At 32.3% G+C, this 21,300-nt stretch carries 14 protein-coding genes and 1 tRNA gene; 1 reads left to right on the forward strand and 14 read right to left on the reverse strand.

The window, feature by feature from the left end; genetic code table 11:
- Positions 1-159: 159 nt before the first annotated feature.
- From PTSHG_RS04225 to polA, 12 genes are all read right to left on the reverse strand, one after another.
- On the reverse strand, positions 160-1,266 hold the full coding sequence (locus tag PTSHG_RS04225) for a tetratricopeptide repeat protein (protein WP_019107643.1): 1,107 nt from the start codon (positions 1,264-1,266) through the stop codon (positions 160-162).
- A gap of 36 nt (positions 1,267-1,302) precedes the next feature.
- Positions 1,303-2,136, reverse strand: a complete 834-nt coding sequence (locus PTSHG_RS04230; protein WP_019107644.1) for an exodeoxyribonuclease III — start codon at positions 2,134-2,136, stop codon at positions 1,303-1,305.
- A 169-nt stretch (positions 2,137-2,305) separates the two neighbouring features.
- Positions 2,306-3,079, reverse strand: a complete 774-nt coding sequence (locus PTSHG_RS04235; RefSeq protein ID WP_019107645.1) for a hypothetical protein — start codon at positions 3,077-3,079, stop codon at positions 2,306-2,308.
- Positions 3,080-3,083: 4 nt separating this feature from the next.
- Positions 3,084-4,793, reverse strand: a complete 1,710-nt coding sequence (gene argS / locus PTSHG_RS04240; RefSeq protein ID WP_019107646.1) for an arginine--tRNA ligase — start codon at positions 4,791-4,793, stop codon at positions 3,084-3,086.
- Positions 4,794-4,802: 9 nt separating this feature from the next.
- A complete protein-coding gene (locus PTSHG_RS04245; RefSeq protein WP_019107647.1) occupies positions 4,803-7,175 on the reverse strand; it encodes an endonuclease MutS2 in 2,373 nt (790 codons plus the stop codon).
- Positions 7,168-9,513, reverse strand: coding sequence for a U32 family peptidase (locus PTSHG_RS04250; protein ID WP_019107648.1), 2,346 nt, complete (start codon positions 9,511-9,513; stop codon positions 7,168-7,170). The genes PTSHG_RS04245 and PTSHG_RS04250 overlap by 8 nt, the downstream gene beginning before the upstream one ends.
- Positions 9,500-10,051, reverse strand: a complete 552-nt coding sequence (locus PTSHG_RS04255; RefSeq protein ID WP_019107649.1) for a cell division protein ZapA — start codon at positions 10,049-10,051, stop codon at positions 9,500-9,502. Before PTSHG_RS04255 ends, PTSHG_RS04250 begins: the two co-directional genes overlap by 14 nt.
- A gap of 10 nt (positions 10,052-10,061) precedes the next feature.
- Positions 10,062-12,437 (reverse strand): phenylalanine--tRNA ligase subunit beta, encoded by a 2,376-nt coding sequence (pheT, locus tag PTSHG_RS04260; protein ID WP_019107650.1) that lies wholly within the window; start codon positions 12,435-12,437, stop codon positions 10,062-10,064.
- Between the two features lie 10 nt (positions 12,438-12,447).
- Positions 12,448-13,470 carry a phenylalanine--tRNA ligase subunit alpha gene (gene pheS, locus PTSHG_RS04265; RefSeq protein WP_019107651.1) on the reverse strand — a complete coding sequence of 341 codons (1,023 nt, stop codon included), beginning with the start codon at positions 13,468-13,470 and terminating at the stop codon, positions 12,448-12,450.
- A 156-nt stretch (positions 13,471-13,626) separates the two neighbouring features.
- A tRNA-Trp gene (locus PTSHG_RS04270) sits at positions 13,627-13,702 on the reverse strand.
- A gap of 111 nt (positions 13,703-13,813) precedes the next feature.
- Positions 13,814-14,404, reverse strand: coding sequence for a dephospho-CoA kinase (coaE, locus tag PTSHG_RS04275; protein ID WP_019107652.1), 591 nt, complete (start codon positions 14,402-14,404; stop codon positions 13,814-13,816).
- Positions 14,391-17,048, reverse strand: a complete 2,658-nt coding sequence (gene polA, locus PTSHG_RS04280; RefSeq protein WP_019107653.1) for a DNA polymerase I — start codon at positions 17,046-17,048, stop codon at positions 14,391-14,393. The genes coaE and polA overlap by 14 nt, the downstream gene beginning before the upstream one ends.
- 208 nt (positions 17,049-17,256) lie before the next feature.
- Between polA and PTSHG_RS04285 the strand changes: the two genes are divergently transcribed.
- Positions 17,257-17,991 (forward strand): Fic family protein, encoded by a 735-nt coding sequence (locus PTSHG_RS04285; RefSeq protein ID WP_019107654.1) that lies wholly within the window; start codon positions 17,257-17,259, stop codon positions 17,989-17,991.
- A 116-nt stretch (positions 17,992-18,107) separates the two neighbouring features.
- On the opposite strand, the gene PTSHG_RS04290 is transcribed toward PTSHG_RS04285, so the two are convergent.
- Complete coding sequence (locus tag PTSHG_RS04290; RefSeq protein ID WP_019107655.1) at positions 18,108-19,754, reverse strand: DEAD/DEAH box helicase; 1,647 nt, start codon at positions 19,752-19,754, stop codon at positions 18,108-18,110.
- A gap of 399 nt (positions 19,755-20,153) precedes the next feature.
- On the reverse strand, positions 20,154-21,300 hold a 1,147-nt coding region (locus tag PTSHG_RS04295; RefSeq protein ID WP_148498694.1), incomplete at its 5' end, for a stalk domain-containing protein.

A 21,300-nucleotide genomic window follows, 5' to 3' on the forward strand; every position in this document is an offset into this window, starting at 1 on the left:
TCGCTACTCTTTGAAGTAGCTTATTTATTATATCTTCTTAAAAAAACTTTGTCAAGTAAATTTTACAATTTTTTCAAATTATTTTACTCGATTTTTAAGAAGTGTTGCCTCACGAGACAACTTGTTAAGTATACAATGATTTTAATATCATGTCAACACTTATTTTAAATTTTTTATAATTTTTTCTAATTCTTTATTTGGCTTTAGTTTATTAGCCCTTTCAAGGTACTCTATTCCCTTTTCTCTTTCTTTTTTGTTCAAATATATTATTCCCAAGTTGTAATTTAATGGATATGATTCTTCTATTTCTTCAAGTCCCATTTTTAAAATTTCTATTGCTTCATCAAGTTTATTTTTCCCTGCATATATTGTTGACAATAAGTTTACATTTTCTTCTAACATTTTTTTATCTACTGATTCTCTTGCAAACTCTTCTGCACTTACTAGGTCTCCCAAATTATAATATGTGATGGCTAAGGTATAATAATATATCTCGTCCTTATTAAAGTTTTCTGATATGTCTTTTAATAAGTTTAATGCCTTATCATATTCTCCGTAGGACAAATATGTCTTTGCTGAGTCAAAGTTTACATTGTCTCTTATTATTTCTATTTCTTTTCTTACTTCATCTTTTAATTCTTCGTTATTTGATAAATTTATGAATTTCTCAAAGTACATATTGGCTTTGATGTATTTTTGAAGGGACAAATTGATATAAGCAAGCCTATAGTAGGCAAGGCTATAAGTTTCATCTTTATTTAGGACTTCATTGTATTTTTTTATAATTATGTTTAGAAGTTTATCTGCTTTTTCATAATTTTCTTCTAGTTCTAATTTATTGTAAATTGCTTCCAATATGTTTGCTTCTTTGAAAATTATATCGGCATCTTCTCCCTTTACTTCTTTATATCCCTTTAAAAAGATATAAGAATCTAAGGGATCTCTCTCTTGATTTATAAAGGCTTTGTGCATAGCATAATTCTTTAAATCCATTTTTAAAGTTTCTAGGACTATCTTATATTTTTCTGCATATATAAATTTAGAGTCAAGACCTAAAAGATAAAGCATGGCTTCTACAATTTTTTCTAGATTTATTTCTTCTTCTAGTTCTTTTTCCTTTATTCCCTCTATAAGATAGTCTAGTTTTATTGGCATTGAGAAACCAGCAACTAGTGTTACTTCCTCGATTTTATGATCTTCTTTTAGTTCTATAAATACTATATTTTTTAACTTTTTATTTATTTCTTCCTTAAAAAGATTTTCCATTAAACTTCCTCTTTTTCTAAAATTTCTGATTTCATTTTATCTATCTAAGTCAATATTTAATAAAATAGGAGCGTGGTCTTGTCTTTCTCCAGAGTCCACCATCTTTGAATCTTTAATTAAGTCCTTTATTCTGTCGCTGACCAAAAAGTAGTCAATTCTCCAGCCTGAATTATTTATCTTTGAAGTCTTAACTCTTTGTGCCCACCAAGTGTAAGCTCCTTCAAGGTCTCCATTTATATGTCTAAAGCTATCAATAAATCCTCTATCTAGTAAATTTGTAAATCCTTGTCTTTCTTCATCTGTAAAACCAGCTGACATGTGATTATTTTCTGGGTGAGCTAGGTCGATTTCTTTGTGAGCAACATTAAAATCCCCAGTTGCAATGACTGGTTTTTTCTTGTCAAGTTCTTCCAAGTAGTCTGCATACTTCTCGTCCCAAATTTGTCTTAGGGAAAGTCTTTTTAATTCTCCTCCAGCGTTTGGTGTGTAAACTTGCGTGAAGAAAAATTCTTCAAACTCTAGTGTAATTATTCTTCCCTCAAAATCCATAGTGTCTGGAGCTCCAATTTTTGGAAAAGTCACTATAGGTTCAAACTCCTTCTTATAAAAAGTCATATTTCCCGCGTAACCCTTGCGAGCTGGCTCACAAGATGAGATCCAAACATATTCATAATCCCCTAAAATTTCTGCCAAGATTTCCTTATGTTTCTTGCTTGGCCCATTGTGAGGTAATTTTGTCTCTTGGATTGCAATTATATCTGGATTTTCATTTTTTATTGTCTCAAGTACAGCTCTCGACATGAGTGCCCTATTTGAATCGCTAGTCAAGGCTGCATTTAAAGAATCTATATTCCACGAAATTATTTTCATTATTTCCTCCTATATTTTATTTAAACTTTTTATATCTTTAACTTAAATCCTATCAAATAGAAAATTTTCTATCAATTAAATTTTAAATTTATTTTATTTTTATTTCTAGCAAAATTTTTCCATAAAAAAAGACCTGACCAAGTCAAGTCTTTTCATAAATTTTTGATTTTTATAGTTCGCCCATGTAGGCTCTCTTTCTTCTTGTTGAACCAACTAAAATCCTGTAGAGGTTGCCTCTAAATATTGCATAAATAGCAGTGATGATGCTGGCAAGTAAAATTTTAATATTATTAGGATCAAGAGGATTCAAGTAAGATAATCCCGTCATAATATTTTCTCCAAGAGGAAGGTCCACAATTGAATTCGATACTATCATATAGGTAAAATCAAATCCTAGGAGATGAAGTATACCAAGATAAATCAAAAATGGTAGGGTCCAAAGTAGAAAATTTTCCTTCATAAACTCAAGCGAGTGAGTATAGGCTGATGTGTAATACTCTCCTCTTATATAAATTGATTCCGCAATTGGATTAAGAGCAATAGTAATTATTGAACCAACAAGAGTTGTAGCTCCCATCATGACACCTATACCTGGCATTATCCAAGATAATATCATTAAAATAAAATACACTGAATAAATTGATGCAAAATATGCTATAAAAGTCCCTTTAAAATTCCTAAAGCTTATTCTGTTATAGTAAATCAAATCACTTAAAACAGAAAAATAACTTGATAAAATTAAGGATGTCAAAAGTGGAATTATAAAACCAATTATAGTTCCATAGCTTCTGGCAAGTAACCTTCCAATTAAAAACAATCCCAACATATAAATTACTCCATAAATAAAGGGAAAAATTAAAAATTGTGGAGCCTTCTTTATTTTTAAAAGAGTGTCTTTAAAGGCTTTTGTATAAACCAATTTTAAATCTTCAAAAAAATTCATTTCATCACATCTTTTCTGGTGCTTTGATTCCAAGCAAGTCAAGTCCACTTGCTATAACATTTTTAACTGCGTAGCAAAGCATAAGTCTAGTGTTCTTTAATTTTTCATCATCAACTAAAATTTGTGTTTGGTTGTAGAATTTGTTAAAGTTCTTTGCAAGTTCAACTGTGTATCTTGTTATAAAATAAGGTTCATTTTTTTCACAAGCATCTATTACAACATCAGTAAAGTTGTAAAGACTTCTAATTATATTTATTTCACTTTCTTCTGTAAGAAGGCTTGCGTCAATTTCATTATTTATGTCAAAGTCGCCCTTCTTTAATAGGGAGCAAATCCTTGCGTGAACATATTGCACATAAGGTCCAGTTTCTCCTTCAAATGAAAGAGTCTTGTCCCAATTAAAAGTGTAGTCCTTGATTCTCCCATTAAAAAGTTCTTGGAATTTTATTGCACCAATGCCAACTGCCTGTGCAAGTTCTTCCTTGTTTTCCATCTTTTGACCTTGTTCTTTTTCTCTATCGTCAAGAATTTCACGTACCTTGTCTATTGCCCTATTAAGAACATCTTCAAGATAAACTACTTTACCCCTTCTAGTTGAAAGTGTTCCATCTTCAAGAGAAACCATTCCGAATGGAACGTGAACAATTTCTTCATACCAGTCGAAACCTGCTTTTTTTAGGGCTGATTTGAGTTGTTTAAAGTGAAGACTTTGTTGACTTCCAACAACATAAATATTTTTATAAGGTTTATAATTTTCATGTCTATATTTTGCCGCAGCCAAATCTCTTGTTAGGTAAATTGTCGTGCCATCACTCTTTACAACTATAGCTGGAGGAAGATCATACTCATCAAGATTAATTACCTCAGCACCCTCTGATTCTTCTAGCACATTTTTTTCACGCAACTCTTCTATTAATCCAGGCATCTTATCTGAATAGAAAGATTCCCCGTTGTAAGAGTCAAAGCGAATGTCAAGCATATCGTAAACTCTGTTAAATTCCTTTAAGGAAACTTCCTTGAACCATTTCCAAATTTCAACAGCTTCTTCATTGCCATTTTCAAGTTCCTTAAACCAATATCTACATTCATCCTTAACTTTTTCATCTTCTTCGCAAACTCCATTTACCTTTACATAGAGTTTTAAAAGTTCGTTAATTGGATCATTTTCAATTGCTTCTTTACTTCCCCAATTTTTGTAGGCATAAATTAACATTCCAAATTGTGTTCCATAGTCTCCCAAGTGATTAATGGCAATGGTATTAAAGCCTAAGAATTTATAAATTCTCTTTAGGGAATCGCCAATTACAGTTGACCTAATGTGACCAATGTGGAAAGGCTTAGCAATATTTGTAGAAGAATATTCTACAACAACATTTTTGTTTTCTCCGTAATTTGTTTTTCCAAAGTCTTCTTTTCTTTCAAGACTTTCCCTTAAAACTTCTTCAGCTAAAATATTTTTGTTGATATAAAAGTTTAAGTAAGCATTTTTGTTTTCAACTTTTTCAAAATATTTTGACTTGATTTCTCCTGCAAACTCTTCTGCAATCATGGCAGGATTTTTTCTGTAAATTTTTGCCAAGCTAAAAACTGGGAAGGCAAAGTCCCCTAGTTCATAATTTGGTGGTACTTCTACCATTTTGTCAATTTCTTCTGGCTTCAAACTTTCAATTTTTTCATCAAGTATTTTTATTATTTCTTCTCTAAAATTTATCATCTTGACTCCTTACTTTAATGTTACGACAGTTACACCGTCGCCACCTTGATTATATTCTGCATCTTTATAAGATTTAACTATTTTAATATTTCTAAAATGCTCCCTGAGTTTTTGTCTAAGTACACCTGTGCCCTTTCCATGAATTATTCTAACTGATTTTAGTCCAGAAAGATAGGCATCATCTAAATATTTATCAACAACATCTCTAGCATCTTCAAAGTTTTTCCCCCTAATATCAATTTCACTCTTAACATTAGAAGCCTTATTTCTCAAAATGTTTCTAGTGTTGTGCTTAGTTGTGTCCTCTTGCACATCAATTCTCGTCAAACTTTCCTTTGGCATTTTCATTTTCATAATGCCCGACTGAACAAGTACATTGCCCTTGTTATCTGGCAATTCAACTACTGTAGCCATGTTACCAAGAGAAGTCCTAACCTTGTCGCCAACTCTTATCTCTCTTATTGGGTTTGAAACTTTTTTGATTTCAAGTTCAGAATTATTTCTTGAATTTTTTATACTTTCACGCAAAAGGTCCTGCGCCTCTTGAATTCTCTTGGAATTTTCAGAACTAATATTATCTCTAACTTCATTTATCTCAGATAAAATTATCTCAACATTTTCTTTTGTGTTTAATAAAAGTCTCTTAGCTTCTTCACGAGATTTTTCTAAAATCTTTTCTTTTTGATCTTCCAAATTTTTAAGTTTAGCTTGAAGTCTCTTGTTTTCCTTTTCTAAGTCAATTTTTTCTCTCTCAAGCTCTTCCTTGTATTCTCTTATCTTAGTCCTGTCCTCGTCAATGGACTTTAAGACATCTTCAAATTCAATATTTTCTGAAGACAAGAGTTTTTTTGATTTTTCAATAATTTCATCTGTAAGTCCCAAACGTCTTGAAATCTCAAAAGCATTTGATTTTCCTGGCACTCCAATTAAAAGTCTATAAGTTGGAGAAAGGCTGTCAACATCAAATTCCATACTTGCGTTGGCAACCCCTTCAATTGTAAGGGCATAAACCTTTAACTGATTGTAGTGAGTTGTTGAGATACACCTTATGTCTCTTTCTAACATAAATTCCATTATTGCCCTTGCCAGTGCTGCACCTTCTGTTGGATCAGTACCTGCACCAAGTTCGTCAAAGAGGACAAGAGAATTTTTTGTCACATTTTTTAAAATATATACAATATTTACCATGTGAGATGAAAAAGTTGATAAAGACTGCTCAATTGATTGTTCATCGCCTATGTCTGCAAAGACTTTTTCAAAAACTGCAATTTCTGATGATTCTTCTGCTGGAATCAAAAGTCCATACTGGGTCATAAGAGAAAGAAGTCCAACAGTCTTTAAACTCACAGTCTTACCGCCAGTGTTTGGTCCAGTGATAATTAGCGAAGAAAAATCAACCCCAAGATTTATGTCAATAGGTACTGCAATTTTTCTATCCAAGAAAGGATGGTAGGCATTTATTAAATTAATCCTGCCATCATTATTAAGTCTTGGCATATTTGCATGATAATTTATGGCAAGCTTTGCCTTTGCAAAAATAAAGTCTAGCTCAATTAACTTGTCTTGGTTTGACTTTATTCCCTCGGCAGATTCTGCAACTAATTCTGAAAGCTCTCTAAGTATTTTTTCGATTTCATTGTTTTCTTTTAAGTAAAGTTCCTTGAGTTCATTGTTGGCATCTACTACCGCCATAGGTTCAATGTAGGCAGTTTGCCCAGAGCCTGAAATATCATGAACAAGCCCCCTAACCTTGGACTTATTTTCAATTTTCACAGGCACAACATACCTGCCATCACGAAGAGTAACTATGGCATCTTGCAAAAAGTCTGCATGAGAAGATAAAATTCCACTTAATTTGTTTTTTATAGAATCTTTTTTTGCAGCAATTCCCCTTCTTATTCTCAAAAGTTCATGAGATGCGTCATCGGCTATCTCTTCTTCAGAAATAATTTTTGAATTTATCTCATCTTCAAGGCTTTTGTCTGTATAAAGATCTTCAATTAACTTGTCGATGTAATTTAATTTTATTTGCTCGTCGCTATTAGAATCTCTCTTTAAATAAGTTTTAAGTCCCCTTGAAACTCTTAAAAAATCAGAAACTTTTAAAAGGGAGGAAGCAGAAAGTCCGCCACCAATTTCCACACGCTTTATAATGCTTTTTACGTCAACAATTCCAAAAAGTGGGGGCTCTCCCTTTGCCAATACTAATTTTAATGCCTCATTAGTTTCATTCAGTCTTTCTTTTATCTCATAAAAGTCTGTGGAAATCTCCACCCCTTCAATATATTCATTTGTAATACTTGCACTTGCAAGGTTTTTAAGTTCAGACAAAACTTTATCAAACTCTAAAGTTTTTGCTGCTCTTTTAAAAGAATTATCCACTGACAATCCCCCTATTAATATGTCCCTTAGTTACCTCTTGGTACTTGTCTTCTAATTTCTTTTTTATCTTTCTAAAGTCATCTTTCTTGTAATTTTTGTATAATTTTATGACTTCATCAGTAAATTCATCTGCTAAGATAAAAAGACTTATCTTATTATCCAAAAGTTTATTCACATAACCATCAAGTAGAATTGGATAAGAATTAAAAATCTCAGTAAAGGTATTTTGCCTTAGGACTTCAAAGTCCACATTTTTCTCGTCCCTCAAGAGATAATTTTTATACTTACATGATGGACAAGATTTCTCGTCTCTGCAATTTTTTATGACTGATAAGGGACAGTGTTTCATAGTCATGACTGGCACTCGCCCATAAGAAATAAGATTTATCTCAGCATCATTTTTATTTATAATTTTTTGAATTTGACTGCTATTTAATTCTGGCGAAAGTGTAAGAGACTTAAAACCTAAATCCTTAAAAAAGTCCGAAGTAAATTTATTAAATACATTTAGACCAATATCGCCATTGATTTCAATGTCATCGTCCTTAAAAATATAATATTCAGAGAGATTATTTGCCCAAATTCCTCTAACATTTTCATTTTTTAAAATATATTCTCTTAAATTTTCCAATTCCTTATAGGAATAGAATTTGTCTAGGAAAATCGAAACTTCTCTGTCCTTATATTTTTCATTGAATTTTCCTAAATCTTTGGCACGAATTATAACTTCGTCGATGTCTTTTAAAGATGAATTTTCCAAATCTTTAAATTTGTTGAAAAATACTTTTATTTTACTTCTCTTATCTTTATTTTGCTCTCCAAAATTTTTGCTTTCTAAATTATTTTCTACTTCAATCCTATTAACGGAACTCTCCAAAATTTTATTTTCTAAAATTTTTGTAGCTTCCCTTCTAAGTTCATTAATTGCAGAAATTGGCAAGAAGGCATTGTCATCTAAGTCCAATTCAATATTTTTAACTTGGAAAATACTGTCGCCAGTCTTTGAAATATTTTCTATGACTCTTCCTCTATCAAGTCCAGATTTTTTTGCAACTTCAACCAGCCTATCTAGTTCATAACTTGCTTCGAGATTGCCTGATTTAACATTAATAAAAGGCTTTTCTCCAATTTTAATTTTTACTTCTACATCTAAATCTCTTCTGTAATCAGTATTTTCAATTTTTCTATCAACTTTTTCATAAAGTTTTTTTGAATAAGTTCTATTTACTTTAGAGTTTATTATTGGAGCCTTAAATAAATTTATTTCATGAGGAATATTTGCCTCATAAAGATTCTTTGCCCTCATGCCAAATCTACCACTATTAGAAATAAATTCTAGCCCATCTCCCTCAAATACATCCTCATTAAAAATAATTTTTGCAGAATTTTTTGAAGCCTCAAGAACTTTTCCAACTTCAACTCCTCTATTGTCAGGTCTGTCTGATGAGATAAAGTCATTTCCAAAATCCCCATTAAAAAGCCCCTTAGTAAAGCCTCTGTTAAAAACTTGTTCTGTATCCTTTTTGTCCTCGAGCGTGAGTTTATCTTCCAGTGATTTCTTGTAGGATGCTACAACTGTGTAAACATACTCTGGGTTTTTCATTCGCCCCTCAATCTTTAAAGAGTAGCCACCTGCATTTATTATTTTTGCAACATCATCTAGGGTATTTAAATCCTTTGGCGAAATATAATAAAGTCTCTTGCCAACTTTATTTTTATCAAAATCTATAATCTCATAAGACTTTCTGCAAGCTTGGGCACACTCTCCACGATTGCCAGATTTTCCGCCAATCATAGAGGACATGAGACATTCTCCAGAGTAACAAACGCACAAGGCCCCATGAATAAAAGTCTCCACATCAATGTCTAGCTCCCTAATTTTTTCCAGTTCAAAAAGTGGAGTTTCACGAGCAAGGACAAGTCTAGAAAATCCCATTTCCTTTAAAAATTTTGCCCCATAAAAATTATTTACCGCCATCTGAGTTGATGCATGAACCTCAAAATCTGGAAAATTCTTCCTAATTTCACTAGCAATACCAATATCTTGCAAAATAAGGGCATCTACTCCAATTTCATAAAGCATTTTTACGCTTTCCATGGCTCTTTTTATTTCAAAATCTGCAATTAAAATATTGAAGGTCACATAAATTTTTACATCTCTAAAATGAGCATAATTTATCGCAGTCTTTAGTTCCTCCTTGTCAAAATTTTTTGCCTTTGCCCTTGCAGAAAATTCGGCATAGCCCAAATAAACAGCATTAGCACCTGCCGATACAGCCGCCCTAAGAGCAGCCATATCCCCAGCAGGTGCTAAGAGTTCATATTTATTTTTCTTCATAAAGATTTTCCAGTTCTCTTGTCAAATCAATTATTCTTCTCGATGCACTATTATTTTTTTCTTCTAAAGTGGAAATATTTCCCTCAAGTTTTTGAATTTCTTCTTTTAAATCGTTAATTTCTTTATTCTTTTCAAGAAGATCCCTATTTATCTTTCTATTTCTGTCCTCTACATCAAGAGATTTTTGTTGAACTTCTCTGAAATTTTTATTTACCTTTTTGTTTTCTTCTTCGAAAATTGAAAGTTGTTTCTTTAAATCTTTAATTTCTTCCATTTTTTCCATGATTTCTTTTTTGTCGTCACTTGAATTTGCCAAGTCAATTTTGTCAGACTTCATCTTTTCCAAATCATCTAAAATATTTAGGGCACAGAGCACAAGACTCTGCACTTGATTTAATTTGTAATTGCTTCTTGCAGTTTCCTTGATTTTACCGTCAAGTTCTTTTGCAAGGTCCTTAATATATTTTTCGTTGTCATTACCACAGACGAAAAATCTCATTCCGTCAATAGTGACTTCGATTCTCTTTGCATCGGACATAATAGCCTCCTTAGGATCTTAGTTTAGCCTTAATTTCACTTTCAATCTCAGCAACTATCTTTTCACAAATTTCTGTAACTTCAGCATCTTCTAGAGTTCTCTCAGCTGCTCTAAATACAAGTGAGAAAGCTACAGATTTCTTTCCTTCTTCTATGTTTTCTCCTTCGTAAATGTCAAAAACTTTAAAAGATTCCAAAAGCTCTTTGCCATATTTCTTAGAGATTTTTTCAAGTTCAACTGAATCCACATCTCTATCCATTACAAAGGCAAAATCTCTCTTCATAGTTGGGAATTTTGGAAGGTCTTTATAAGTGTAATTATCAATAGTATTTTCAACAATTTTATCAAAGTCAAGCTCTGCTACATAAGCTTTCTTCTTTAAACCATAATTTTCAAGAACCTTTGGATGAACTTCTCCAAAAACTCCAAGGCTTTCGCCCTTTAAAATAAATTCAGCAGACCTGCCTGGATGCAAGAAACTAACTTCTTTTCTTCTAACTTCAAGGTCATTGATTCCAAGATACCACAAAATCTTTTCGATAGATTCCTTTAAGTAATAAAAATCTCCTAGATCATAAAATCCCATTGTAAGTTTTAACTTTTCAGAAGGAAGTTCCTCTTCATTTGGGAAGAAAGTATTTCCAACTTCAAATCCGCCAACATTTTCGTTACCTCTGGCATAGTTTTTAGCAAGGGCATCAATCATTGAAAGCACAAGAGTTGTCCTCATAATTGAATAATCTTCTCCAAGAGGGTTTAAAATCTTAATTATATTTTTTTCATCTTCATCATAATTTGCCTTTTCATAAGAAGATGGGCTGACAAAAGAATAAGTCATAAATTCAGAATATCCAAGACCAATTAAAATATTTTTAATTCTGTCTTCAACATTTCTAAAAACTGGCTTTCTTCCAACAGTAAGTGTTCCCCTTAATTTCTTAGGAGTAACATTGTCATAGCCATAAATTCTTGCAATTTCTTCGATTAAATCTTCTTCAATCTCAAGGTCAAGTCTAACGCTTGGGATTTTTGCAATTAAATAAGTATCCTTGACATCAGTTTCAATTTCAAGTCTATTTAAAATATTGGCAATTTCATCCATGCTAAAGTCAAGGCCAATTAAGTCATTTACTTTTTCTTGTCTCAACTTAATTTCTTTTTGAGCTTTTTCAAAGTTTCCAACATCTTTATTTCCGCCAACAACTTCAGCAATGCCAAGCATTTCAGCAAGTTGACAAACTCTATCTACACTTGCCTTTGCTAGATTTATATCAATTCCCTTTTCAAATCTTGATGATGCTTCACTTCTAAGATTAAGTCTTCTTGAAGTTTTTCTGATGTTTTCCTTGTTGAAGTTGGCACCTTCTAAAAGTACATTAACAGTCTTGTCTGTGATTTCAGAATCAAGTCCGCCCATTATTCCTGCAAGACCAATAATTTCACTTCCGTCAGTGATTAAAATATCATCACTTGTTAATTCTCTAGTTTCTCCGTCAAGTGTTACAGTTTCTTCTCCGTCTTCTGCCATTCTAACTACAATTTTTTTGTTTGTTAGGCTATCTAAATCAAAGGCATGAAGTGGTTGACCGTATTCAAGCATTACAAAATTTGTCAAATCAACAATATTAGAAATTGGTCTAACTCCAGCTTGCATAAGATAAGCTTGTAACCAAAGTGGAGATGGTCCAATCTTAATATTTCTTAAAATCTTTGAATAATATCTCTTGCAGTTTTCAGTTTCAAGTACAATATCATCAAAAAATTCTGAAAAATCAGAAACTTCTTCATTAATTTTTATATCATTGTGCTTAGTCTTTAAATCAAAGGATGCGGCAGTTTCCACAGCCATACCCATAATGCTTAAACAGTCTGGTCTATTTGGAGTGATTTCAAGTTCAAGAATTTCACTGTCCATAAAAAGAGTTTCCAAGGCAGATTTTCCAATTTCAGTTCCCTCTGGAAAGATGAAAATTCCATTTCTCGCTTCCTTAGGAATTACAGAATTTTCAAAGCCAAGTTCTTCAAGAGAGCAAAGCATTCCATTGGACTCAACTCCACGAAGTTTTCCCTTTTTAATCTTTTGACCACTAGCAAGAGTTGAACCATGAAGAGCAACTGGAACAATAGCACCTTCAAAAACATTTGGCGCACCAGTTACAATTTGCAAAACTTCATCGCCAATATTTACAGAGCAAATAACTAGCTTGTCTGCATCAGGATGTTTTTCTATTTTTTCAATTTTCCCAACTACAATTTTATCTAAACCTTCAGAAGGTTTCATAATAGATTCAACATGAGAACCAGAATTAGAAAGTCCATCTGCAAGTTTTTTTACATCAAAATCGAAATCAACATAATCTTTAAGCCATTTAATTGGTAATAACATCTCTATCTCCTTAAAATTGTTCCAAGAACTTCTTGTTGTTTTCAAACATCATTCTAATATCAGTGATTTTGTACCTAACCATTGCAATTCTGTCGATACCCATACCAAAAGCAAATCCAGAATATTTTTCAGGATCAATGCCACAGTTTCTGAGAACATTAGGATGAACCATCCCGCATCCCAAAAGTTCCATTGACCATCCAGTATAAGAACAAGCAGGACATCCCTTGCCGCCACAAGATGGGCAAGTAGTATCAACTTCAAGACTTGGCTCAGTAAATGGGAAATAGTGAGGTCTAAATCTAGTCTTCATATCTTCGCCAAAGAAAGACTTAACAAAATAATTTAAAGTGTCAATTAAATTTGCAACAGAAATCTTTTCGTCAACAACGAGTCCTTCAAGTTGATGAAACATTGGTGAGTGAGTTGCATCAACTTCGTCAGATCTGAAAACTCTACCAGAACATATCATGCGAATTGGAGCGCCATGTTCCTTCATTGCTCTAATTTGAACAGGGGATGTTTGTGACCTAAGAATTGTATTTTTGTCAAAATAAAAAGTATCAGACATATCTCTTGAAGGGTGATCCTTTGGAGCATTAAGAAGATCAAAATTGTTTTCCACAGTTTCGATTTCTGGCCCATCATAAACAGTAAAGCCCATGTGTGTAAATAAATCTTCAAGATCCTCAAGAGTTTTCTTTAAAGGATGTCTATGTCCCAAAATAATATCGTCAGTCTTTAAAGTGACATCAATTCTCTCATCGTGAAGTTTCTTTTCCAAAATTCTGTTATTAATTTCATTTTTCTTTTCCTCAATTGACTTTTCAATAGCTTCACGCACTTCGTTGGCAAGAGCTCCCATTACAGGTCTTTCCTCATTAGAAAGGTCTTTCATACCCTTTAGGATTTGAGTAAGTTCGCCCTTTTTGCCTAAGTATTTAACTTTAAGTTCATCTATTTCTTTAATTGTATTAACTTCATTTAAAAGTTTCATGGATTCATCTTTGATTCCAAGTAATTTTTCTTTCATGTTGACCTCCAATTCATAATATATAATTATATCATAGTTATAAAAAATTTTTAAATAAATTCAATAGAAATTCCCATTTTATCAATGTGTAGAGTAACTATAATATAAATTTTAAAAATGGGCATAAAAAAACTGACTGCTTGCGCAATCAGTAATTGGCAGGGGTAGCAGGACTCGAACCCACGACACTTGGTTTTGGAGACCAATGTTCTACCAACTGAACTATACCCCTAGGACAAGTTATATCTTAACAAAGAATTCATGAATTGTAAAGTTATTTTTATATTTTATAAAATTTTCATTAAAAAGATGTGCCAGCTACTTGCCAACACATCTTATTTTTTTATCTTTTTAAGTTTTCTTCCACTTGCATGAAAGTTTCTTCTACCGTAAATCTGTTGTCTATTATGACATCAGCTTTTTTTCTTTTTTCTTCAACAGAAATTTGCGAATTTATTTTTTTCTCTGCATAATCCCTAGAAATCCCGTCTCTCTTCATTAGTCTTTCTATTTGTGTTTCTCTATCCACATAGACAAGCCAAATTTCGTCAAATTTAAGTCCAAATTTTTCATTCACTTTCTCATTCTCAAAAAGTAAAGGTATATCTACAAAGACAATCTCTTTTGAATTTTTTATTTCATCTAAAATAATTTTATAAATATGAGGATGCATTATATCATTTAAAATATCTCTTTTTTTATCATTGTTAAAAACAATTTCTGCAAGTTTTTTTCTGTCCATATTTTTATTTACATAAATATTTTCCCCAAAAGCTTTTTTTATTTCATCTTTAACTATGGGAATATCTACAAGGTCTCTTGCAATTAAATCTGCATCTACAACTTTTATGCCCTTGTCCCTTAAATAATTTGAGACCTGAGATTTTCCCGTTGCAATTGAGCCTGTAAGTCCAATAACTTTATTTTGATTCATAGAGATTTGCCCCAGTGTTCATGTCAACGGAAAGTTTTACATTTAAGTCAACAGAATTTTCCATTAAGTCCTTCATGATTTTTTTAACTTCTTCAACTTCATCTTCTGCTGCATCAACTACAAGTTCGTCATGAATTTGAATTATTAATTTAGACTTCAGTTTTCTCTTTTTAAGCTCATTATAAACTTTTACCATGGCAATTTTTATAATGTCTGCTGCAGAACCTTGGATTGGTGTGTTAAGAGCAATTCTCTCGCCAAAGCTTCTTATGTTAAAGTTCTTTGCTTCAAGTTCAGGAATGTATCTTCTCCTCTTAAAAATTGTCTCAACATAACCCTTCTTCTTGCCTTCTTCAATTTCCTCTGACATATAATTTTTTATTCCAACAAAGTGTCCCAAATAATTGTCGATGTATTCCTTGGCAGCCTTCCTTGGTATATTTAGGTTTTGTGAAAGTCCGTAGTCAGAAATTCCGTAGACAATTCCAAAATTTACAGCCTTTGCCTCAGACCTTTGAAGGTCATTGACATCGTCATAGTCCACATGAAATACTTCTGATGCAGTTTTTCTGTGAATGTCCAAGCCATGTTTGAAAGCATCAAGCATTTCTTGGTCCCTTGAAAGTGCCGCTAAGACCCTAAGCTCAATTTGTGAGTAGTCGGCATCAACTAAAACTGAATTTTCTGATGCCAAAAATGCCTTTCTAATTAGTCTTCCCTCTTCAGTTTTTATTGGAATGTTTTGAAGATTTGGCTCAGTAGATGAAATTCTTCCCGTTGCAGTCACAGTTTGCATAAATCTTGAGTGAATGCGATTGGTCTTTTTATTTATAACAGCTTTAAGTCCATCAATGTAAGTTGACTTTAACTTAGAAAATTTTCTGTAATCTAAAATATTGTCAATGATTTTTCCCTTGCCACGAAGCTTTTCCAAAACATCAGCAGAAGTTGAATAACCCGTCTTTGTCTTTTTTATAACTGGGAAGTCCATCTTTTCAAACAAAATTACACCCAATTGCTTTGGCGAATTGATGTTAAACTCTTCGTCGGCTTCTTTATAAATTTCTTCTTCCAAGTCCTTTAGCATTAAAGTGATTTTTTCGTCAATTTCATCGAGGACAGCCTCGTCAGTGTTGATGCCCACATATTCCATGGAAGCAAGAACTTCAACTAGGGGCAGCTCCATATCCTTGTAGAGAGAAGTCATCTCCTCTTCTTTGATTTTTTGCCTTTGAAGATCTTCCAATTTGTAAATTGTATTTAACATGAAGGCAAAATACTTAAAGAGTTCTTCTTCATCTAAGTCGGCATAAGTTTTTTTCTTTGCTCCCTTGCCCAAGAAGTCCTCTTCGTCCATATATCCATTTTTAAAGTATTCCATGGAAATTTTATTTATATCATAGTCGCTCTTTGTAGAATTTAAAATATATTCGGCAATAACTACATCATGACCATAATTTTTTATGTCAATGTCAAGATCCATTAATATTATTATGTCTTCTTTGAGGTCATAGCCAAGTTTCTCTATGTTCTCATCTTCCACGACTTCCTTTAACTTCTTGAAATCAATATTTTCCCACGAAATGAAATTTACAAGTTCATACTTAACCTTTAGTGCTAGATAAATTGGTTTAACATCTTCATAAATTTTGCCGTCACTTATGAATTTAAAGGCAAAAGACTTTTCTTCTCTTGCTTTTTCTATAAAGTCATCTAGGTTTTTTATTTCCTTAAATTTAAAATTATCTTCAGAAATTTCTTCAACTTCTTCTTTCCTATACTCTTCTGGAAGTCTATCAAGCATAGAATTAAATTCAAAGTCCCTATACATCTTTGAAAGATTTTCATAATCGTAGTCAACTTTTTTGAAGTCATCTAAAGATTCTTCAATAGGCACATTTCTTACAATTGTCCCCAACTTTTTGCTCATAAAGGCAGACATTTTTCCATCAATTAACTTTTCCTTTAGTTTTTTGCCAGAGACATGGTCAATATTGTCATAAAGATTTTCAATATTTTTAAACTCTTGAATTAATTTAAGACCAGTTTTTTCTCCAATTCCATAAATCCCTGGAATATTATCAGATTGATCTCCCATAAGTGCTTTTAGTTCAATAAATTCGCATGGTTCAAGACCATATTTTTCCTTTAGACTATCAACTGTTATGATGTCCATTTCTGTTATGCCCTTGCGAGTTAAAAGGACCTTGGTCTTGTCATCTACAAGTTGGAAATAATCCTTGTCGCCAGTTAAAAGATAAGTCTCAAAATTTTCTTGGCTGGCAAGCTTTGAAAGAGTTCCTGCAATATCGTCAGCTTCATAGACAGGCGATTCCAAAATTTTTATATTCATCAAGTTTAAAATGTCACGGACAAGAGGCCATTGTTGTTCAAGTTCATTTGGAGTCTTTTGCCTAGTGCCCTTGTAGTCCTTATAAATGTCAGACCTAAAAGTCTTCCCTTTCATGTCAAAACAAACTGCCACATGAGTAGGATTTATCTTCTCAATGGCATTTTCCACCATCATGACAAATCCATAAATTGCATTTGTGTAAAGGCCTCTCTTAGTTTTCAAAAGAGGAAGAGCGTAAAAGGCTCTGAAAAAAAGTGAACTTCCATCTATGATTAAAAATTTATTATCCATAAAAAACCTCCTTACTACATTATAACAGAGTTTGTCATAAAAAATTTGCAAATAAAAATCCTCTAATCATTTTGATTACAATCTTATGATCAATCAATAATTTATATAACTTTTCTTCATAACATTTTTTATTATCCAAAATAAAAATAAAAGTTTGTCAAAAGCCTAATTTATTGCTGATTACCTTTAAAAAGGATATAATACACTTATGGAAAGAAATTTATTGGATATATTAAAATATGAAAAAAACAATAAAATAAGCGGCGGAATTTATCACAAATTACAAGTTGAATTTACTTATAATTCCAATCATATTGAGGGAAGTAAATTGAGCGAAGAACAAACTAGACTAATTTTTGAAACTAATACAATTGGTCTTGATGATGCTAATAGTTCTTTAAACATTGACGATATTATAGAAACCCTAAATCATTTTCAAACTATTGATAAAATCATTGACTTATATGATGAAGCTTTGACAGAAGAATTTATCAAGAATCTTCACAAAACCTTAAAGTCTGGAACAAGTGATTCAAAAAAAGACTGGTTTAATGTTGGGGAATATAAGGCATATCCAAATGAGGTTGGAGGATATGAGACAGCTTTACCAGAAAATGTGGCTCATGAGATGAAAAAACTTTTGGCCTCCTACGAGAAAAGGGGAGCAAAAACTATTGAAGATATAATTGACTTTCACTACAAATTTGAAAAAATTCATCCCTTCCAAGACGGAAATGGCAGAGTTGGTAGATTAATAATCTTAAAAGAATGCCTAAAGAATGATCTTGTTCCCTTTATTATTAATGACGATTTAAAATTTTTCTATTACAGAGGACTTTCAAATTATAAAAAAGAGAGAGGATTTTTACTTGACACGTGCTTATCAGCACAAGATAATTTTAAAACTTACTTAGATTATTTTAAAATTTCATACGATAAATAATAAATTATATAAGGGAGGCTTGACCTCCTTTTTTGTGACTTAAATTTATAATCTAAATATAATAAAAAACTCCTCACTGTGAAAAATTTTCACAGGAGGAGTTCAAAAAATCAATTTTATTTTTCAGAATACTCTGCTTTAAGAGTCTTGCCTTTAATTTTTTTGCCATCAATATCTTTTATGGCTTCCTTAATCATATTTTTTGGGACTTCCACAAAGCTAAAGTTTGGCATAATGTTAATCCTTCCAATATCACTTAGAGCTACATTTGTATGCTTGCCAATGAATTTTATAATTTCACGAGAATCGAGACCGTCCCTCTTGCCCTTGTTGATGAAAATTTTTGGTCCTTTGATTTTTTTGACAGACTTGTCTTTTTCTCTATTCTTCCTTGAATTATCAGAAGCACTTGCTTTTGAAATTTCAAATTTTCTTCCATAGTCTACTTTTTCAAGCTCTCTTATGTTCTTTTTCTTGGAAGACTCATTAAGCATCTTGAGAAGTGATGCGCTGATGTCATAAAGACTGTAACCTTGAGCTAAAAGCTTATTTAAAACTTCTGTGTAGTCCTCAAGTTCTTCTGCCTTTAAAATATTTTTGTTTACTTTATTAAATAAATTGTCCAAGTTTTCTCTTTCTACATCAAACTTAGTAGGCAAAGCTAATTTTTTCATCTTAATCTTTGCATATTTTTCAATTTCCTTAAACTTAGGATAGTCCTTAGAAGTTACAAAAGAAAAAGAAAGACCCTTTTTACCAGCTCTTGCCGTACGACCAATTCTGTGCACATAATACTCAGCTTGCTGTGGCAAATCGTAGTTAAAAACAATGTCTATGTCAGAAACGTCGAGACCACGAGCAGCCACATCTGTTGCAATTAAAACATCAATTGTCCCATTTCTAAATTTTTTCATGACATTATCCCTAGAAGACTGACGCATATCTCCATGAAGAGAGTCCACCTTATAACCCCTTTGAGCAATTTCGTCTTCCAAATGCTCTACCATTCTCTTGGTGTTGCAGAAAATAATAGACTTCTTTGGCTTGTGAATTAAAATGAGCCTGTTTAAAATTTCTGTTTTCATATTCCTATTTAATTCCAAATAAAATTGCTCAATCTTTTCTGCAGTGAGTTCCTTTTTCTCAATAATAACTTTCTCTGGATTTTTTTGATAAAGCTTTGAAAATTCCTTTATGTCATTGTCAAAAGTTGCTGAGAAAAATAAAGTTTGTCTCTCTTGATTAGTCTTCTCGATAATAGTTTTCATGTCATCCCTAAAGCCCATATCAAACATCTCGTCAGCTTCATCAAGAGTCAAAAATTTTAAACTGGATAAATCAATAGTCTTCCTCTTCATGTGGTCCATTACCCTACCAGGCGTCCCAACCACAATGCTTATGCCCTTCTTTAACTCTCTAAGCTGCTTTCCCATGTCTGCTCCGCCATAAATAGCAAGGACCCTTATAAATTTTTTGTGCTTTGCAAGTTTTTGAAGCTCCTCAGAAACTTGTCTTGCAAGTTCTCTCGTTGGAACAAGTACAAGAGCCTGCAAAGACTCATAATTATTATCTGCAATTTTTTCTATCATTGGAATTCCAAAAGATGCAGTCTTGCCTGTACCCGTTTGAGCCTGCGCAAGAAGGTCGCATCCCTCTAAAATTTTTGGGATAGTGTGCTCCTGCACCTCTGATGCTTTCTCAAAACCCATATCATCAATTGCCTGTAAAACTTCTCTCGATAAATTTAATTCGTTAAATCTCAATATATTCTCCTAAATCATTTTCGCACATAAAAAAGACCGAGATTTCCCTCGGTCTCAAGTTCTTTCTTTTGACATTATAACACAAAAAATCTTAAAAAGCTTGTGGTAATTAATTTTACATAGGAAAAATAAGATAAAAAAATTATATAAAACAAAGGTAAAATTTTTCCTTTGCTTTTACATCCTTATTAAAAGGTAAATTATATTTTACCTTTGCTCTTTTATATTATACAAAACCTTTTAAATAAATCTCCTTTTCACTTTGCCAATTGCTTAATTTCCATAAAATTTATATTAAAATATCATAAAAAAGGGACTCTATCATATATACAAAGTCCAAAAATATGTAAAAGAAAAGACCGATTGCTCGGTCTTTCTTTGGTCTACAAATTATAGAAATTATCTTCTAATATAAATTGTAGCTGTCTTATCATTTTGATTCCATTCAATGTCTTGGTCACTACCGTCAAGAGTATTTCCGTTAGTCATACCAAATACATTAGCAACATTAGTTACAGAAACTAGAATTCTGTCCTTAATGTTAAGAGGTTTAGAATCCATCTTTATAGTCTTTCCGTTAGAAAGAACAATTTCATCGCTGTCAATTTGAATGCTTGCAGTTAAACCATTCTTAGTGAATGTTGCAGTTCTAGTCTTAACATCCCATTGAACATCAGCGCCAATAGCTTCTGCTACATATCTTAATGGAAGCATTGTTCTGTCATTTTGGATAACAGGAGTTACATCCATTATTCTCTTAGTAACAACGCCATTTCTTACAACTTCATATTCGTATTCGTTTATATGGAATACATACCATAAAGTATCGTGAACTGGTGTGCCAACTGTAGTTTTTTCAGGAACTACTGTATAAACTGGATGAGTTTCAACTCTATCATGTCTGCGGATAATTCCTGGCAAGAACCAATAATTATCTCTATCTCCTACATAGCCATTGCGATTGTCATCTCTGCCCATAGCGTGTCCGATAACATCAATATAAATAACTCTTACATTTCCATCCTTATCAGTGATAGTAACCTTAATAGGACCATCAACATCACTTCCTGGATAAACTCTGATTTCTCCAGTTATTGGATCAATTGAAACTGGTACATATCTACCATCTTCATCTTCAGCAGTTATTGTAGTACCTTGTGGGTTGTTAACAATTACGCCAGTACCTTGATTTTCATTAGTAGGTTCTACTGGTTTACTGTTAGAATCATCAATAGTAGTTTGATCATCAACTGCTGGTTTATTTCCTTTAACCTTTGCTTCAACTGCATCTGATGGTGCTTTTCCACCTTCTGTTGCTGTTGCACTAATAGTTTGACCTTCTGTCATTCCTTCTGGTGCATCAACAGACCAATTACCATTAGGATCAGCTGTTGTTTCAGTAACATCTCCATTTGGATAAGTTACATTAACTATTGCATTTGGACTTGCAGTTCCTGTAATTTCTTTGTCTCCAACTTTTACTGGTTTAATTGTTGGTTTAGTAGATTTATTTTCTTCTGGTGTTTTTGCTCCTACAGTTGCTTTT

The organism is Peptoniphilus senegalensis JC140 (genome assembly GCF_000321025.1).
GTDB lineage: Bacteria > Bacillota > Clostridia > Tissierellales > Peptoniphilaceae > Peptoniphilus_A > Peptoniphilus_A senegalensis.

Bases quoted from the DNA above. Each gene is read 5' to 3' on its own strand.
- pheT (WP_019107650.1), bottom strand. From the start codon at position 12,437: ATGTTATTACCAATTAAATGGCTTAAAGATTATGTTGATTTCGATTTT.
- pheS (WP_019107651.1), bottom strand. From the start codon at position 13,470: ATGAAAGAAAAATTACTTGGAATCAAAGATGAATCCATGAAACTTTTA.
- polA (WP_019107653.1), bottom strand. From the start codon at position 17,048: ATGGATAATAAATTTTTAATCATAGATGGAAGTTCACTTTTTTTCAGA.
- PTSHG_RS04235 (WP_019107645.1), bottom strand. From the start codon at position 3,079: ATGAATTTTTTTGAAGATTTAAAATTGGTTTATACAAAAGCCTTTAAA.
- PTSHG_RS04225 (WP_019107643.1), bottom strand. From the start codon at position 1,266: ATGGAAAATCTTTTTAAGGAAGAAATAAATAAAAAGTTAAAAAATATA.
- PTSHG_RS04285 (WP_019107654.1), top strand. From the start codon at position 17,257: ATGGAAAGAAATTTATTGGATATATTAAAATATGAAAAAAACAATAAA.
- PTSHG_RS04230 (WP_019107644.1), bottom strand. From the start codon at position 2,136: ATGAAAATAATTTCGTGGAATATAGATTCTTTAAATGCAGCCTTGACT.
- argS (WP_019107646.1), bottom strand. From the start codon at position 4,793: ATGATAAATTTTAGAGAAGAAATAATAAAAATACTTGATGAAAAAATT.
- coaE (WP_019107652.1), bottom strand. From the start codon at position 14,404: ATGAATCAAAATAAAGTTATTGGACTTACAGGCTCAATTGCAACGGGA.
- PTSHG_RS04255 (WP_019107649.1), bottom strand. From the start codon at position 10,051: ATGTCCGATGCAAAGAGAATCGAAGTCACTATTGACGGAATGAGATTT.
- PTSHG_RS04250 (WP_019107648.1), bottom strand. From the start codon at position 9,513: ATGAAGAAAAATAAATATGAACTCTTAGCACCTGCTGGGGATATGGCT.